The organism is Burkholderia sp. b14, assembly GCF_900156195.1.
In the GTDB taxonomy this organism is placed as follows: Bacteria; Pseudomonadota; Gammaproteobacteria; order Burkholderiales; family Burkholderiaceae; genus Mycetohabitans.
Window position 1 is genome coordinate 1 of the sequence record NZ_FTPJ01000003.1, and the last position, 14,697, is coordinate 14,697.

Here is a 14,697-nt window from a genome sequence, read left to right on the forward strand (position 1 = left end):
GACCGGATCGTTTGGGACGTCGGCCATCAGACCTATCCGCACAAGATCTTGACCGGACGGCGGGACCAGATGAGCACGCTGCGCCAACTTGGCGGCATCTCGGGCTTCCCGCGCCGTTGCGAATCGGAGTACGACACCTTCGGCACTGCGCATTCGAGCACGTCGATCTCGGCGGCGCTGGGCATGGCCGTTGCCAGTCAACTCAAGGGCGAAGACCGGTATGCGATCGCGGTAATTGGCGACGGTGCGATGACCGCCGGCGAGGCATTCGAGGCACTGAACAACGCCGGCGTGTGTGAGGACATCCCGTTATTAGTGATCCTGAACGACAACGACATGTCGATTTCGCCGCCGGTTGGGGCACTGAACCGGTACCTCGCGCGGCTGATGTCAGGCAAGTTCTATGCGACCGCGAAAAAAGGCGTCGAGCGGGTGCTGCGCCACGCGCCGCCGATGCTGGAGCTTGCGCGCAAGCTTGAGGAGCATGCAAAGGGCATGGTGGTGCCCGCGACGCTGTTCGAGGAATTTGGCTTCAATTACATCGGTCCAATTGATGGACACGACCTCGATTCGCTGATTCCAACGCTACAGAATATCCGTGGCTTGCGTGGCCCTCAGTTCCTGCACGTGGTGACGAAAAAAGGCCAGGGCTACAAGCTGGCCGAGGCCGATCCGGTGCTGTACCACGGTCCGGGCAAGTTTAATCCGGATGAGGGCATCAAGCCTGGCGGCGCCGCTAAGAAAACCTACACCAAGGTCTTCGGCGAATGGCTGTGCGATGCGGCGGAACTGGACCCGCGGGTGGTGGGCATCACGCCGGCGATGCGCGAGGGCTCGGGGCTGGTGGAGTTCGAGCAGCGCTTCCCGCAACGCTATTTTGACGTGGGCATTGCCGAGCAGCACGCGGTGACCTTCGCCGGCGGGTTGGCGGCCGAAGGGTTGAAGCCGGTGGTGGCGATCTACTCGACGTTTCTGCAGCGCGGCTACGACCAGTTGATCCATGACGTGGCGTTGCAGAACCTGCCGGTGATGTTCGCGCTGGACCGCGCGGGGCTGGTGGGCGCGGACGGGGCCACGCATGCGGGCGCCTACGACATGGCGTACCTGCGCTGCATCCCGAACATGGTCGTAATGGCGCCGGCCGACGAGAACGAGTGCCGGCAGATGCTGCACACGGGCTTGCAGCTTGACGGGCCGAGCGCGGTGCGCTATCCGCGGGGTACGGGGCCTGGAGTGGCCCCGCAAAAGCGGCTGAGCGCAGTGCCGGTGGGCAAGGGGGAGATCCGACGGCAGTCGCATGCGCCGGCCGGCCACCGGGTGGCGATCCTGGCGTTCGGCTCGATGCTGACGCCGAGCCTGACGGCGGCGCAGGAGTTCGACGCGACGGTGGCGAACATGCGTTTTGTGAAGCCGCTGGACGAGGCGCTCGTGCGGCAGCTCGCCGACACGCATGAGCTACTCGTGACCGTCGAGGAAGGAACATTGATGGGCGGCGCCGGCTCGGCGTGCATCGAGTCCCTACAGGCGGTAGGGGTAAACCGACCGGTATTACAATTGGGCCTTCCCGACCGTTTCGTCGACCATGGCGATCCGGCGAAGCTGCTTGCCGCATGCGGTCTGGATGCGGCGGGAATTGCCAGCGCGATCCGCGAGCGCTTGTCAACCGTGGAACGGCAAAAGCACGATGGCAACGCGAAAACGACCAAGCTCGTCGCATAGGCCGTGACCGCAACGGCCGTTGCTGTTTCTCATGTAGAATCTGCACGAGCGGCATGGGCCATCCGGCCGGGCCGCCTGTGCTGGCGCTCCGGTGCCGCCATGAACTGAGGCGTGCGCCGGTGTCAAGGAATGCCAATGAACCAGATGAATCCCGCTTTTTTGATGCCTGATGTGCAGAGCACGCCGGATACCCGGCAGATCCCGATCCAGCGAGTCGGCATCAGAGCGGTACGCCATCCGCTGACGGTGAGGACTGCGCAAGGCGATGTGCAACCGACAGTGGGATCCTGGAATCTTAACGTGCACCTTCCTGCCGAGCAGAAGGGCACGCACATGTCGCGCTTCATCGCGCTGCTGGACCAAGCGCAGACGCCGCTGGACATCGCGCATTTCCGCGCTATGCTGGCGACCATGCTCGAGAAGCTCGAAGCCACGGCGGGTCGAATCGAAGTCACATTTCCCTATTTCATCCGGAAAACGGCGCCTGTATCCGGTGTGCAAAGCCTGCTTGACTATGAAGTGACGCTCAGTGTCGACGCACGCGACGGTGCCACACGCCTATTCACCAAGGTGCTGGTGCCGGTGACCAGCCTGTGCCCGTGCTCAAAAAAGATCTCTCAGTATGGCGCGCACAATCAGCGTTCACATGTGACGATCGCCGCCGAATTGGCCGATGACGTGCCGGTTGAGGACCTGGTGCGGATGGCCGAGGAAGAGGCATCGTGTGAGTTGTGGGGGCTGCTGAAGCGTCCCGACGAGAAGTTTGTCACCGAGCGGGCGTACGACAACCCGAAGTTCGTCGAGGACTTGGTGCGCGATGTTGCGCAGCGGCTCAATGCCGATCCGCGGATCGTCGCCTATGTGCTCGAAGCCGAGAATTTCGAATCAATCCACAATCACAGTGCGTACGCGCTGATCGAGCACGACAAGCGGCTTTCCGGCTAGCCTGCTTGCCCGACATCGACATCGACATCGACATCGACATCGACATCGACATCGACTCGGGCATCGGACGCCCGTGGCACGGCGTGCGTCGCGTCGGTGGTGAACTCGCGCCACGAATGCGGCGCGGGACGAAGGTTCACGGATGCACGGCGAACGCTGTACCGGCCCCTGCGCCCAAGGCTATGCCGGTGGCTGCCGTGGTGTGACGTCGGCAGTGGCCGAGGCGCTACGCTGGTTGTTGTCCAGGATCGTGATGGCACTCAGGTCCCAACGCGGCTTAACAGTGAACGCATACGACGTATTGGCCGCCGTGGGATTGCGTTGCAGGCGTAGTGCGCCCGCGAGCGCGATCATCGCGCCGTTATCGGTGCATAGTGCGAGGTCGGGATAGTACACGTCGAAGCCGCGCTTGGCGGCAGCGGCACACAGCGCTTCGCGTAACTGGCGGTTCGCGCCGACCCCGCCGGCCACGACGAGCCGCGTCATGCCTGTGCGCTTGAGGGCGGCAACGGCTTTCGCGACCAGTACGTCGACGGCGGCATCAACAAAGCCGCGTGCCAAATCGGCTTTTGCCTGTTCGCAAGCGTTCGAGCCGATTCGGCTCAGATGCGTGAGAACCGCTGTTTTCAATCCACTGAAGCTGAAGTCTAGGTCGCCCGAATGCAGCATTGGGCGGGGCAATTCGACGGCGCCAGGCGTGCCGAACTCGGCCAGCCGCGAAACTTCCGGGCCTCCCGGGTAGTTCAGTCCGAGCAATTTTGCGGTCTTGTCGAACGCTTCACCGGCCGCATCGTCCAGTGTTTCGCCGAGCGTCTGGTAGTCGCCGACATCGGCTACCCGCATCAGTTGCGTATGGCCACCGGAGACCAACAGCGCAACGAATGGAAAGGGCGGTGGCGTTTGTGCGAGCAACGGCGACAGCAGGTGTCCCTCGAGATGGTGAATGCCGATTACCGGCTTGCCGAGCGCCAGCCCTAACGCATTCGCGATGCTGGCTCCGACGAGTAGCGCACCGGCGAGCCCCGGCCCCTGCGTGAATGCGATTGCATCGATTGCGGTGCGCGCCACCCCGGCCTGCTGCAACACCTGCTCAAGCAGTGGCAGCGCGCGCCGAATATGGTCGCGTGACGCGAGTTCTGGCACCACGCCGCCATAGTCGCGGTGCATGGCGATTTGCGAATGCAGTGCGTGTGCAAGTAGCCCGCGCCGGCTGTCGTACAGCGCGAGCCCGGTTTCATCACATGAGCTTTCGATACCGAGGACGAGCATGAGAATCGGACAAAAAGGTGATCGAGCCGGATGCGACTTCGTTTGCGCCACCGGCTTGCCAGATGGCTGGCACGGCGCATGACCCCCGCAACGCAATCAATTAGTATAACAGTGCGGCCGCTAACGTAGCTGGCAAGTCGGTAGAATGCGCGCCATGGAACACTTCGATATCGCCGTAATTGGCGCCGGCGCTGCCGGCATGATGTGTGCGGCTGTGGCCGGCCAGCTTGGGCGGCGTGTCGTGCTGATCGATCACGCACCGCGCGTTGCTGAAAAAATCCGGATCTCCGGCGGCGGGCGGTGCAATTTCACGAACCTGTATGCGGACTGGACCCACTACTTGTCCGAGAACCCGTCGTTTTGCCGCTCCGCGCTCGCCCGCTATACACCGCAGGATTTTCTAGCACTGTTGCGCGCCCATCGTGTTCGGTGGCATGAAAAGCACAAGGGGCAACTTTTTTGCGATGACTCGAGCGAGACGATTATTGACGTGCTCAAACGCGAATGCAGCGCCGGCGGTGTCACGTGGCGCCATCCATTGCAGGTTGCGGACGTGGCTGTCGATACGATGGGGTTTGTGCTGGGCACGCATGCCGGCGCGCTGCGCGCACGGGCGCTCGTGGTGGCAACGGGCGGGCTGTCGATTCCGAAGATTGGGGCGAGCGACTTCGCGTATAGGCTCGCTAAACGCTTTGGTCATAAGCTTGTCGAGCCGCGTCCAGCGCTGGTGCCGTTGACCTTCTCCGCCGCACGCTGGGCGCCGTATGCGATGCTGGCCGGGATATCGATGACGGCACGCGTATCGACAGGCGGCGACCAGCGGCGTGCCGAGTTCGTCGAGGACCTGTTGTTTACGCATCGCGGACTGTCCGGCCCCGGTATTTTGCAGATCTCCAGCTATTGGAACCCAGGGCATGCGGTGTCGATCGACCTATTGCCGTCGTTTGACGTGGCCGGCGCACTGCTTGACGCAAAAGCCGCGTCGCGCCGGCAATTAGCGAACCAGCTCGCTGAATGGATGCCGGTGCGGCTTGCGCAGTGCTGGGCGATCCAGCACCACCTCCCGCCCCAGGCGCGGCTGGCCGATATTGCTGACAAGGCACTGCGTCAACTGGCCAGCGGGCTCCAGCAATGGACGTTGACGCCGGGCGGCACCGAAGGCTTTCGCAAGGCCGAGGTCACGCGTGGTGGCGTCGACACCCGTGAACTATCGTCGACCACGATGATGAGCGAGCGGATGCCGGGCCTATACTTCATCGGCGAGGCGGTGGACGTGACCGGATGGCTGGGTGGGTATAATTTCCAGTGGGCATGGTCATCCGGTGTCGCGGCGGGCCAGGCTGCTGCTGCCGCTGTTGCGCAACGTTAGCCGGACGCTGAGGGCGCAGAATTGTCTGCACGCACATCTGCTATACTGGCACACCTTTGGTGTATGTTGGTGGGATGTGTCCCTTTTTTCATACCTTCGACTGGACATGACGACGATTCGCGTTAAAGAGAATGAGCCTTTTGAAGTCGCGATGCGCCGCTTCAAACGCACGATCGAAAAGAACGGGTTGTTGACCGAATTGCGTGCGCGCGAGTTTTACGAGAAGCCGACCGCGGAGCGCAAGCGGAAAAAGGCGGCGGCGGTCAAGCGCCATTTTAAGCGTTTGCGCAGCCAAATGCTGCCGAAGAAGCTCTACTGATCTAGTATCGCGCCGGCGCGGCAGCCGGGTTGGCGCGATCATCTCGTGAACCTGCACCGCGTGTGCGTGCAGGGCTACTGCTGTGGCAGGCGCTGATGGGACCCGCGTTGCTGCGCAGACCCGCTTGTGGATCGTGTCCCAAGCGGGTTTTTGTGTTAAACGTCGGTTACTGCATGTCACAGTTCCATAGGCGAACCTGGGCCGTTGATGGCAATACGCATGAGCTTGAAAGACCGTATCAATGATGACATGAAAGCTGCGATGCGCGCCCGCGACAGCGAGCGGCTCGCAACCATCCGCCTGCTGCTAGCTGCGATCAAGCAGCGTGAGGTGGACGAGCGCACGGCGCTGGACGACACGGCGATCGTGACGGTCGTCGACAAGTTGATCAAGCAGCGCAAGGATTCGATTTCGCAGTTTCAGTCCGCCGGCCGCGAGGACCTGGCCGCGAAGGAATCGGCGGAACTCGTGGTGCTGCAGCAGTACATGCCTGCCCAGCTGTCCGAGGCCGACGTCGCCGCGCAGGTGCAGGACGCGATTGCGCAAGCGGGCGCGGCCGGTCCCCAGGACATGGGCAAGGTCATGGCATTGCTCAAGAGCAGGCTCGCGGGCCGTGCCGACATGACGACGGTTTCCGCGCAAGTGAAGGCGGCCTTGTCGGCGAAGTAGCGTTGCCAGGGCGACCGTGATTCCGCACTCGTTCCTGCAAGACCTGCTAAACCGCGTCGATATCGTCGACGTGGTGGGGCGGTACGTGCAGTTGAAAAAGGGCGGGGCGAACTTCAGTGGGCTGTGCCCGTTCCACAACGAAAAGAGTCCCTCGTTCACCGTCAGTCCGACCAAGCAGTTCTACCATTGCTTCGGCTGTGGCGCGCACGGCACTGCGATCGGTTTCCTGATGGAACATGCCGGCTTGACGTTTCCCGAGGCTGTCGATGAGTTGGCGCAGTCCGTTGGACTCACCGTTCCACACGAACCCGCGCCGGGTGTATATGGCGGTGGGAGCCCGCCCGGATTGAGGGACGGTACCGATCCGCCGCCTGCCCATCCCGGCACGGCGCGCGCGCTCGTCGACATCATGCAGATCGCGGCCGACTACTATCGCAAGCAGCTTCGGGGCGCGCCGGACGCGATCCAGTACCTGAAGGGGCGGGGCTTGACCGGCGAAATCGCGCTGCGCTTCGGATTGGGCTATGCGCCGGATGGCTGGCAAAACCTCGAGGCAGCATTCGCAAACTATCGCGACGATGCGCTGCTCGACGCAGGTCTGGTGATTGTCAGTGACAAGATGTCGAGCAACGGCGAAGCGCGCCGCTACGATCGCTTTCGCCAGCGCATCATGTTCCCGATCCGTAACGTACGCGGACAGGTGATCGGCTTTGGCGCACGCGTGCTCGATGGCGGCGAGCCGAAGTATTTGAATTCGCCGGAAACGCCGCTATTTAACAAGGGAACCGAGTTGTACGGCCTATTCGAGGCACGTCTTGCGATCCGCGAGAAGGGTTTCGTGCTGGTCGTGGAAGGTTACATGGACGTCGTTGCACTGGCGCAGTTGGGCTTTCCGAACACGGTGGCGACCCTGGGCACCGCGTGTACGCCGGTGCATGTCCAAAAACTGATGCGGCAGACCGACACGGTGATCTTCAGCTTCGACGGTGACGCGGCGGGGCGGCGTGCCGCGCGGCGAGCGTTGGACGCGTGCTTGCCGCACGCGGCGGACAATCGTACGATTCGCTTTCTGTTTCTGCCCGCGGAGCACGATCCGGACAGCTATATCCGTGAGCACGGCGTGCAGGCATTTGCGGACCAAATCGGGCGGGCAATGCCGCTGTCGCAGTTCCTGCTCAACGAGGTGCTGGCGGACAAGGAGATCGACCAGCCGGAAGGACGAGCCAAGGCCTTATATGACGCCAAGCCACTGCTGCAGGCACTGCCGCCCAACGCGCTGAGGGCTCAGATTCTGCACATGCTGGCGGATCGGCTCTCGACGCCCGTCGAAGAAGTGGCGCAGTTCTGCGAAGTCGGCTCGCGCACCGCGCCCGCGGTGCGCGGTACGCCGGCACGTGCCGATCGTCGTCGCGTCACCGGCCACGAGCATCGAGCACTACGCAACGTAATCATGTATCCGCGCATTGTCGCGATGCTCGATGTGCAGGATTGCGACACGCTGGCCACGCTTGCCCGGCAGGGGGCCTTGTTTGCCGAGACGATCGCGCATGCGCGGCAACTGGGGGACGCGGCAGAGTATCGGCTGCTAAAGGACTTGCTGCTTAATTCTCCGAATGCGCCGACGTATGAGGAAATCTTCCGGGAAATTCTGGTCTATGATGAAAACGTGCGTGATTTGCTGCATGCGCCGCCGGACGACGACAGCGCGCAGCGGCGCGATGAGCAGGAGCGGATCGCGGCTGACGAAGTCAGGGCGGTTGTCGCGAAGATGCGTTATGACGCTTGCTGCGAGCGACTTGAAATTTTGTCTCGGCAGCCAAAACTGGAAGGAGAGCAGGCCAGGGAGTTTGCCGAGTTGTCGCAGCGGCGTGCGGAACTGAAGCGTCGGGTCGCGGCATCGGTGCTTGGCGGAGGGGCTTGACCACCGTGCTATAATTGAAGGTTTTCAGCGGAGTTGTTTCCGGGCGACGTCGAATAGAGCGGAATTGCCATGGCAAAGACCAAGCGGAAAAAGGGGTTGGATTAGGTCGGAAGCGCAGGTCGGTGACGGTAAAGGCGACCGGTCCGCGGCGAAACAGGCCCCTTCTCGCATGTGGCGCGCCGGCGAACATCGCGCGATCCGGCCAGCGGGAAGCGACGACGCGGTCCTGCTCGATGGCGAAGTCCGTCGAGCAGGCTCGTGATGTGCGCGGCCGAGAAGTTCCCGAAGCGGGTAAGTCGGCAGGTCGCGGCCGCCGGGCAGCAGCCGGATAGCCGCACTGAGAGAGTATCCACGGTTGAAGCGGCGGCCGTCGAAGAGCCGCAAGTCGAGACCAGAGCCGTAATGGCGACATCCATGACGAAAAAGCTGAACGAAGTACCAGTTGATGAGGAAGCGGGCCAAGTCGATGAGTCGGCCGGCTCGGCCGCGCCGGTGAAGGGTGGCGAGAAGATCAAGGCGCGCGATCGTAGGGCCAAGGAAAAGGCGCTGCTGAAGGAGGCGTTCGCGTCTCACCAGCCGGGTACCGCCGAGGAGCTCGAGGAGCGCCGCTCGAAGCTGCGCGCGCTGATCAAGCTGGGCAAGGAACGCGGCTTCCTGACGTATGCTGAAATCAACGATCACCTGCCGGACAATTTCGCGGAAACCGAGGCGATCGAGAGCATCATCAGCACGTTCAACGACATGGGCGTGGCGGTCTATGAACAGGCGCCCGATGCGGAAACGCTGCTGCTCAACGACAACGCGCCGTCGGTGTCATCCGACGACGAGGTTGAAGAGGAGGCCGAAGTCGCGTTGTCGACGGTGGACTCCGAATTTGGCCGTACGACCGACCCGGTGCGCATGTACATGCGCGAGATGGGCACTGTCGAACTGTTGACGCGGGAAGGCGAAATTGAGATCGCCAAGCGTATCGAAGACGGCCTAAAGCACATGGTTCAGGCGATTTCGGCGTGCCCGACGACGATCGCGGACATCCTTGCGATGGCCGAGCGGGTCGCCAACGATGAAATCCGCGTGGACGAACTGGTCGATGGCCTAATCGATCCGAGCGCGGAGGATGCGGACGGCTTTAGCGCGTCGGATGCGGACGAGATCGAGTCGGAAGCCGACGACGCCGACGAAGGTGACGAGGAAGAGGAAGAAGAGGACGAAGGGGCAGGAGCGGCCGCGGCCAGCGCCGCGCAGCTCGAGGCGCTAAAGCGTGCGTCGCTGGAGCGCTTTGCGCTAATCAGTGAGTGGTTCGACAAAATGCGTCGCGCGTACGAGAAGGAGGGCTACAAGTCCAAGTCATACCTGAAGGCGCAAGAGGCGATCCAGGCCGAGTTGATGTCGATCCGGTTTACCGCCCGCACGGTCGAGCGGCTGTGCGATACGTTACGCGCGCAGGTTGACGAGGTGCGTCAAGTGGAGCGCCAGATCTTGCATATCGTCGTCGACAAGTGCGGGATGCCGCGCGCAGAATTCATTTCGCGCTTCCCGAGTAACGAGACCAACCTAGACTGGGCCGAGCAAATCGTCGTCGAGGGGCATCCGTACAGCGCGGTGCTCGAGCGCAATATCCCGGCGATTCGCGAACAGCAGCAGCGTCTGATTGACTTACAGGCGCGCGTCGTGTTGCCACTGAAGGACTTGAAGGAAACCAACCGCCAGATGGCGGCTGGCGAGCTCAAGGCGCGGCAGGCCAAACGCGAAATGACGGAGGCCAACTTGCGGCTGGTCATTTCGATTGCGAAGAAGTACACGAACCGTGGCTTGCAGTTCCTGGATTTGATCCAGGAGGGCAATATTGGCCTGATGAAGGCGGTTGACAAGTTCGAATATCGGCGGGGCTACAAGTTCTCCACGTATGCGACGTGGTGGATTCGTCAAGCGATTACGCGGTCGATCGCGGACCAGGCGCGCACGATTCGGATTCCGGTCCACATGATCGAGACGATCAACAAGATGAACCGGATCTCACGGCAAATTCTGCAGGAGACGGGGCTCGAGCCGGACCCGGCCACGCTCGCCGAAAAAATGGAGATGCCGGAAGACAAGATCCGCAAGATCATGAAGATCGCGAAGGAACCGATTTCGATGGAAACACCGATCGGCGACGACGACGATTCTCACCTGGGCGATTTCATCGAAGATAACAATACGGTGGCGCCGGCCGATGCGGCATTGCACGCGAGTATGCGAGACGTTGTGAAGGACGTGCTAGACTCGTTGACGCCGCGCGAAGCAAAAGTATTGCGGATGCGCTTTGGTATCGAGATGAGCACGGACCATACGCTCGAGGAAGTCGGTAAGCAGTTCGACGTGACGCGCGAGCGGATCCGACAGATTGAGGCGAAGGCGTTGCGCAAATTGCGACATCCGAGCCGCTCGGATAAGCTGAAGTCGTTCCTTGAAGGCAACTGAGCTTCATTTTGCCTCATAATGATTGATTCGGGCCTCTAGCTCATGCTTGGTTAGAGCAGCGGACTCATAATCCGTTGGTGCCGTGTTCGACTCACGGGAGGCCCACCAATATCTACGCGGGCTTGCGCGCATGTCACGCAGCCCGCGTTTTTTATGGTAGAGAAATTTTGTCCGATCCGCGTGATGGCATTCCTTAAAGTTTCTGTGGCCAGATAAGCGTAGTGCTGCGTGCTAGCATGTGATTGATGCGCGAGGTCCTGTCCGCCATGCTGCGCGATGACAAATTTACCAATTCAAGTCAGCCCTGAACGGTTGAGGAAAGGCATAGGGACATCCTCCAGCCTGCCGCCATTACACAGGGAGGCCGACGCTTATTGTGCTGGTGCGCCGCAGGCGTGCCAATACGGCGGGTTGTATGAAGCTCCGCCGCACATCCATTGTGCCAACTCGTAGCCCGGCCTGGTGTCACTCGGTGTGTGCCTGTAAGCTCGACAGTGACCGCTTGCGATAGTATTTCTCAACCACCGTGAAATGCATGGCAAACGGAGCGGATAGTTCGGCAAAACGCGCATAGCTCACGTTAAATTGTCAAGCACGAAGGCCATCCCAAAAGGAGCCTCGTAGAACATGTGAGACACTGCAGTGCAGGCTTGCCGCGTTGCTTCGACAAGCATCAGGCCCGGCACATGGTCGATTTCATGCTCGAAGAAAAACGGATGGTCTGGTTCAATGATCAATGGAGCAACGAACCGATCCTGCCCATCTCCGGCAGCCGGTATCGGAATTATTCGTTCCACGAAAACATGTCTGAGTTCCGACTTATGAACCAGACGACGCTGCAACCGGCGCCGGCTAGCACTATCGATTTCGTAACGCTCATCCAAAGGGAGGCGCGGGACGTTGTTATTCATTTGAAGGTCTTTACTACAGGAATGGGATCAGTATCTGTAAGGGAGTAGGCACAGCTGCGTCGGCCAATGCGGGATGAACTAGCGCATTAAGCTAATTCGTGCAACTACGCGTTGGGCAGCGCGTCCGCCGAAGGTATAACGGACGATGTGCCTAACATCGATACCGTACGTCCCTGCGTTACTAACCGGCTCTTGTTGATCGAACACTAGCGCGCACGTTTGGCGAAAAGATGTTGCGTGCGTACTGCACGATCACAACCATGGCTGGGAAATGGGGCACGTAGTCAAGCGTGGCGTTCAGAACAGCGTATCGGCCTCGATACTGGAACGCATCCGGCGTTATCTTGTCAGCTTGTGCATGCTGCGCGCGCTCGAAGCGCTAGGCGCCACACTGAAACGTCTCGAGCAAGGGGCAGCTCAATGTTGGAAAGGCCCGAAACGGTTGCTGAGCGAGGAATTCACCACGCACGAAACCCGGCGTATCCAAGATCGTGACTCGATGGCCAAGGCCGGGCCCGAAGGTAACCTGATACAGCAATTGAACACAGCCACCACATCTTCGCCACGGAGCGTGGCACCCACAACAAGAGCGCAAACACTCGCACATGCCATCAGGACTACCCAGCGCGATGCCCGCGTGGCGGCAGCAAAACGTGCAATAGCAGCGAATGTCTGGGGTGCGATGGCTGCCCCAGTTTGCGCCGCCGCATGAAATGGGGAGGCAAGCGGCGTGCTGGGGCGGGGGTATGGGGCGTTGTGCTACGGGAGGGGCGCGCAAGGCGACAAAAAGGGGGGACGCTGAAAAAAATATTTGCTAGCTCTTGTGGTGAGCGTGCTATTGGCCTATGATTCGCACCCTCGCTGCAGGCAGTAGCGGGGCCGCTGAAGGAGCAAACGCAGCGGGCGGGGTGGGCAACGGGGTGTGAGGCGATCAGCATCGCACCGGGGTGGTAAAAAAGTTGTTGACGCTTCGCAAGATTGTGTTCATAATCTCGTTTCTCTGCTGCTGATGCAGCGACGCGATGCGGGGGCCGAGGCCGGCTAGGTTGAGGCGAAGCGGTTGCGATGCTCTTTAACAAGTAACAGCCGATAAGTGTGGGTACTTGATGGTGCAGGCGTGCTGCGCCCGGGTGGTAAAAGCCGGGTGGGGCGATGCGAAAGAATCATTAAGTCTCATACGAAATGAAGGTAGGTTTTGAGAGAATCGAAACCTGTCAACGTTTTGAGTTGAGCGACAGGGTCCTTTGGGGCCCGAACAAGTAACAGGTTTGAACTGAAGAGTTTGATCCTGGCTCAGATTGAACGCTGGCGGCATGCCTTACACATGCAAGTCGGACGGCAGCGCGGGCTTCGGCCTGGCGGCGAGTGGCGAACGGGTGAGTAAGACATCGGAACGTGTCCTAGAGTGGGGGATAGCCCGGCGAAAGCCGGATTAATACCGCATACGCTCTGAGGAGGAAAGCGGGGGACCTGCAAGGGCCTCGCGCTCAAGGGGCGGCCGATGGCAGATTAGCTAGTTGGTAGGGTAAAGGCCTACCAAGGCGACGATCTGTAGCTGGTCTGAGAGGACGACCAGCCACACTGGGACTGAGACACGGCCCAGACTCCTACGGGAGGCAGCAGTGGGGAATTTTGGACAATGGGGGCAACCCTGATCCAGCAATGCCGCGTGTGTGAAGAAGGCCTTCGGGTTGTAAAGCACTTTTGTCCGGAAAGAAAACGGCCTGGCGAATAACTAGGTTGGATGACGGTACCGGAAGAATAAGCACCGGCTAACTACGTGCCAGCAGCCGCGGTAATACGTAGGGTGCGAGCGTTAATCGGAATTACTGGGCGTAAAGCGTGCGCAGGCGGTTTGCTAAGACCGATGTGAAATCCCCGGGCTCAACCTGGGAACTGCATTGGTGACTGGCAGGCTAGAGTATGGCAGAGGGAGGTAGAATTCCACGTGTAGCAGTGAAATGCGTAGAGATGTGGAGGAATACCGATGGCGAAGGCAGCCTCCTGGGCCAATACTGACGCTCATGCACGAAAGCGTGGGGAGCAAACAGGATTAGATACCCTGGTAGTCCACGCCCTAAACGATGTCAACTAGTTGTTGGGGATTCATTTCCTTAGTAACGTAGCTAACGCGTGAAGTTGACCGCCTGGGGAGTACGGTCGCAAGATTAAAACTCAAAGGAATTGACGGGGACCCGCACAAGCGGTGGATGATGTGGATTAATTCGATGCAACGCGAAAAACCTTACCTACCCTTGACATGGTCGGAACCCTGCTGAGAGGTGGGGGTGCTCGAAAGAGAACCGGCGCACAGGTGCTGCATGGCTGTCGTCAGCTCGTGTCGTGAGATGTTGGGTTAAGTCCCGCAACGAGCGCAACCCTTGTCCTTAGTTGCTACGCAAGAGCACTCTAGGGAGACTGCCGGTGACAAACCGGAGGAAGGTGGGGATGACGTCAAGTCCTCATGGCCCTTATGGGTAGGGCTTCACACGTCATACAATGGTCGGAACAGAGGGTTGCCAACCCGCGAGGGGGAGCTAATCCCAAAAAACCGATCGTAGTCCGGATTGCAGTCTGCAACTCGACTGCATGAAGCTGGAATCGCTAGTAATCGCGGATCAGCATGTCGCGGTGAATACGTTCCCGGGTCTTGTACACACCGCCCGTCACACCATGGGAGTGGGTTTTACCAGAAGTGGCTAGTCTAACCGCAAGGAGGACGGTCACCACGGTAGGATTCATGACTGGGGTGAAGTCGTAACAAGGTAGCCGTATCGGAAGGTGCGGCTGGATCACCTCCTTTCTGGAGCAAGAAGTCTGCGCTTCAAGTACTCACGCTTATCGGCTGTGAAAGTCACAGGGACAGACGAAGGGTCTGTAGCTCAGTCGGTTAGAGCACCGTCTTGATAAGGCGGGGGTCGTTGGTTCGAATCCAACCAGACCCACCACGCGAGTCTGGTGTGCGCCACGAGCGCTGCGCGCAGCGCGGCCCGAACCCAAGGGGGGCATAGCTCAGCTGGGAGAGCACCTGCTTTGCAAGCAGGGGGTCGTCGGTTCGATCCCGTCTGCCTCCACCACTGCTCAATCGCGAGCGCTCCCAAACGGAGTGTTG

Annotated in this window: 9 protein-coding genes, 3 tRNA genes, 1 rRNA gene and 1 pseudogene; 11 read left to right on the forward strand and 3 right to left on the reverse strand. The window is 60.5% G+C overall.

Annotation, left to right across the window (positions count from 1 at the left end; translation table 11 throughout):
• On the forward strand, positions 1-1,719 hold a 1,719-nt coding region (dxs, locus tag B0B13_RS04525), incomplete at its 5' end, for a 1-deoxy-D-xylulose-5-phosphate synthase (RefSeq protein WP_076794656.1).
• 135 nt (positions 1,720-1,854) lie between these two features.
• Positions 1,855-2,664, forward strand: coding sequence for a GTP cyclohydrolase FolE2 (gene folE2 / locus B0B13_RS04530; protein WP_076785154.1), 810 nt, complete (start codon positions 1,855-1,857; stop codon positions 2,662-2,664).
• On the opposite strand, the gene B0B13_RS18305 is transcribed toward folE2, so the two are convergent.
• On the reverse strand, positions 2,661-2,804 hold the full coding sequence (locus B0B13_RS18305) for a hypothetical protein (protein WP_170872376.1): 144 nt from the start codon (positions 2,802-2,804) through the stop codon (positions 2,661-2,663). The genes folE2 and B0B13_RS18305 overlap by 4 nt on opposite strands.
• A gap of 112 nt (positions 2,805-2,916) precedes the next feature.
• Positions 2,917-3,933 (reverse strand): annotated as a pseudogene (tsaD, locus tag B0B13_RS04540) (tRNA (adenosine(37)-N6)-threonylcarbamoyltransferase complex transferase subunit TsaD); the annotation flags it as partial.
• A gap of 154 nt (positions 3,934-4,087) precedes the next feature.
• On the opposite strand from tsaD, the gene B0B13_RS04545 reads away from it, so the two are divergent.
• The 6 genes from B0B13_RS04545 (at position 4,088) to B0B13_RS04570 (ending at position 10,782) form a co-directional block, all read left to right on the forward strand.
• Positions 4,088-5,302, forward strand: a complete 1,215-nt coding sequence (locus B0B13_RS04545) for a BaiN/RdsA family NAD(P)/FAD-dependent oxidoreductase (RefSeq protein WP_076794664.1) — start codon at positions 4,088-4,090, stop codon at positions 5,300-5,302.
• Positions 5,303-5,408: 106 nt separating this feature from the next.
• Positions 5,409-5,621 carry a 30S ribosomal protein S21 gene (gene rpsU / locus B0B13_RS04550; protein ID WP_013434742.1) on the forward strand — a complete coding sequence of 71 codons (213 nt, stop codon included), beginning with the start codon at positions 5,409-5,411 and terminating at the stop codon, positions 5,619-5,621.
• 219 nt (positions 5,622-5,840) lie between these two features.
• Positions 5,841-6,290 (forward strand): GatB/YqeY domain-containing protein, encoded by a 450-nt coding sequence (locus tag B0B13_RS04555; RefSeq protein WP_076794666.1) that lies wholly within the window; start codon positions 5,841-5,843, stop codon positions 6,288-6,290.
• A gap of 16 nt (positions 6,291-6,306) precedes the next feature.
• Positions 6,307-8,211: a DNA primase gene (gene dnaG, locus B0B13_RS04560; protein ID WP_076794669.1), complete on the forward strand. Its 1,905-nt coding sequence runs from the start codon at positions 6,307-6,309 to the stop codon at positions 8,209-8,211.
• A 261-nt stretch (positions 8,212-8,472) separates the two neighbouring features.
• Positions 8,473-10,674: an RNA polymerase sigma factor RpoD gene (rpoD, locus tag B0B13_RS04565; RefSeq protein WP_076785150.1), complete on the forward strand. Its 2,202-nt coding sequence runs from the start codon at positions 8,473-8,475 to the stop codon at positions 10,672-10,674.
• 29 nt (positions 10,675-10,703) lie between these two features.
• A tRNA-Ile gene (locus B0B13_RS04570) sits at positions 10,704-10,782 on the forward strand.
• 467 nt (positions 10,783-11,249) lie between these two features.
• Here B0B13_RS04570 and B0B13_RS04575 read toward each other — a convergent pair.
• Positions 11,250-11,585: an AfsA-related hotdog domain-containing protein gene (locus B0B13_RS04575; protein ID WP_076794671.1), complete on the reverse strand. Its 336-nt coding sequence runs from the start codon at positions 11,583-11,585 to the stop codon at positions 11,250-11,252.
• Positions 11,586-12,855: 1,270 nt separating this feature from the next.
• On the opposite strand from B0B13_RS04575, the gene B0B13_RS04580 reads away from it, so the two are divergent.
• From B0B13_RS04580 to B0B13_RS04590, 3 genes are all read left to right on the forward strand, one after another.
• Positions 12,856-14,388 (forward strand): 16S ribosomal RNA (locus B0B13_RS04580).
• Positions 14,389-14,456: 68 nt separating this feature from the next.
• Positions 14,457-14,533 (forward strand) — tRNA-Ile (locus B0B13_RS04585).
• A 53-nt stretch (positions 14,534-14,586) separates the two neighbouring features.
• Positions 14,587-14,662, forward strand: a tRNA-Ala gene (locus B0B13_RS04590).
• Positions 14,663-14,697: the final 35 nt, after the last annotated feature.

What these genes read in the sequence shown, in the direction of transcription:
- folE2 (WP_076785154.1), top strand. Translation starts at nt 1,855, where the DNA reads ATGAACCAGATGAATCCCGCTTTTTTGATGCCTGATGTGCAGAGCACG.
- B0B13_RS04545 (WP_076794664.1), top strand. Translation starts at nt 4,088, where the DNA reads ATGGAACACTTCGATATCGCCGTAATTGGCGCCGGCGCTGCCGGCATG.
- rpsU (WP_013434742.1), top strand. Translation starts at nt 5,409, where the DNA reads ATGACGACGATTCGCGTTAAAGAGAATGAGCCTTTTGAAGTCGCGATG.
- B0B13_RS04555 (WP_076794666.1), top strand. Translation starts at nt 5,841, where the DNA reads ATGAGCTTGAAAGACCGTATCAATGATGACATGAAAGCTGCGATGCGC.
- rpoD (WP_076785150.1), top strand. Translation starts at nt 8,473, where the DNA reads ATGTGCGCGGCCGAGAAGTTCCCGAAGCGGGTAAGTCGGCAGGTCGCG.
- B0B13_RS04575 (WP_076794671.1), bottom strand. Translation starts at nt 11,585, where the DNA reads ATGAATAACAACGTCCCGCGCCTCCCTTTGGATGAGCGTTACGAAATC.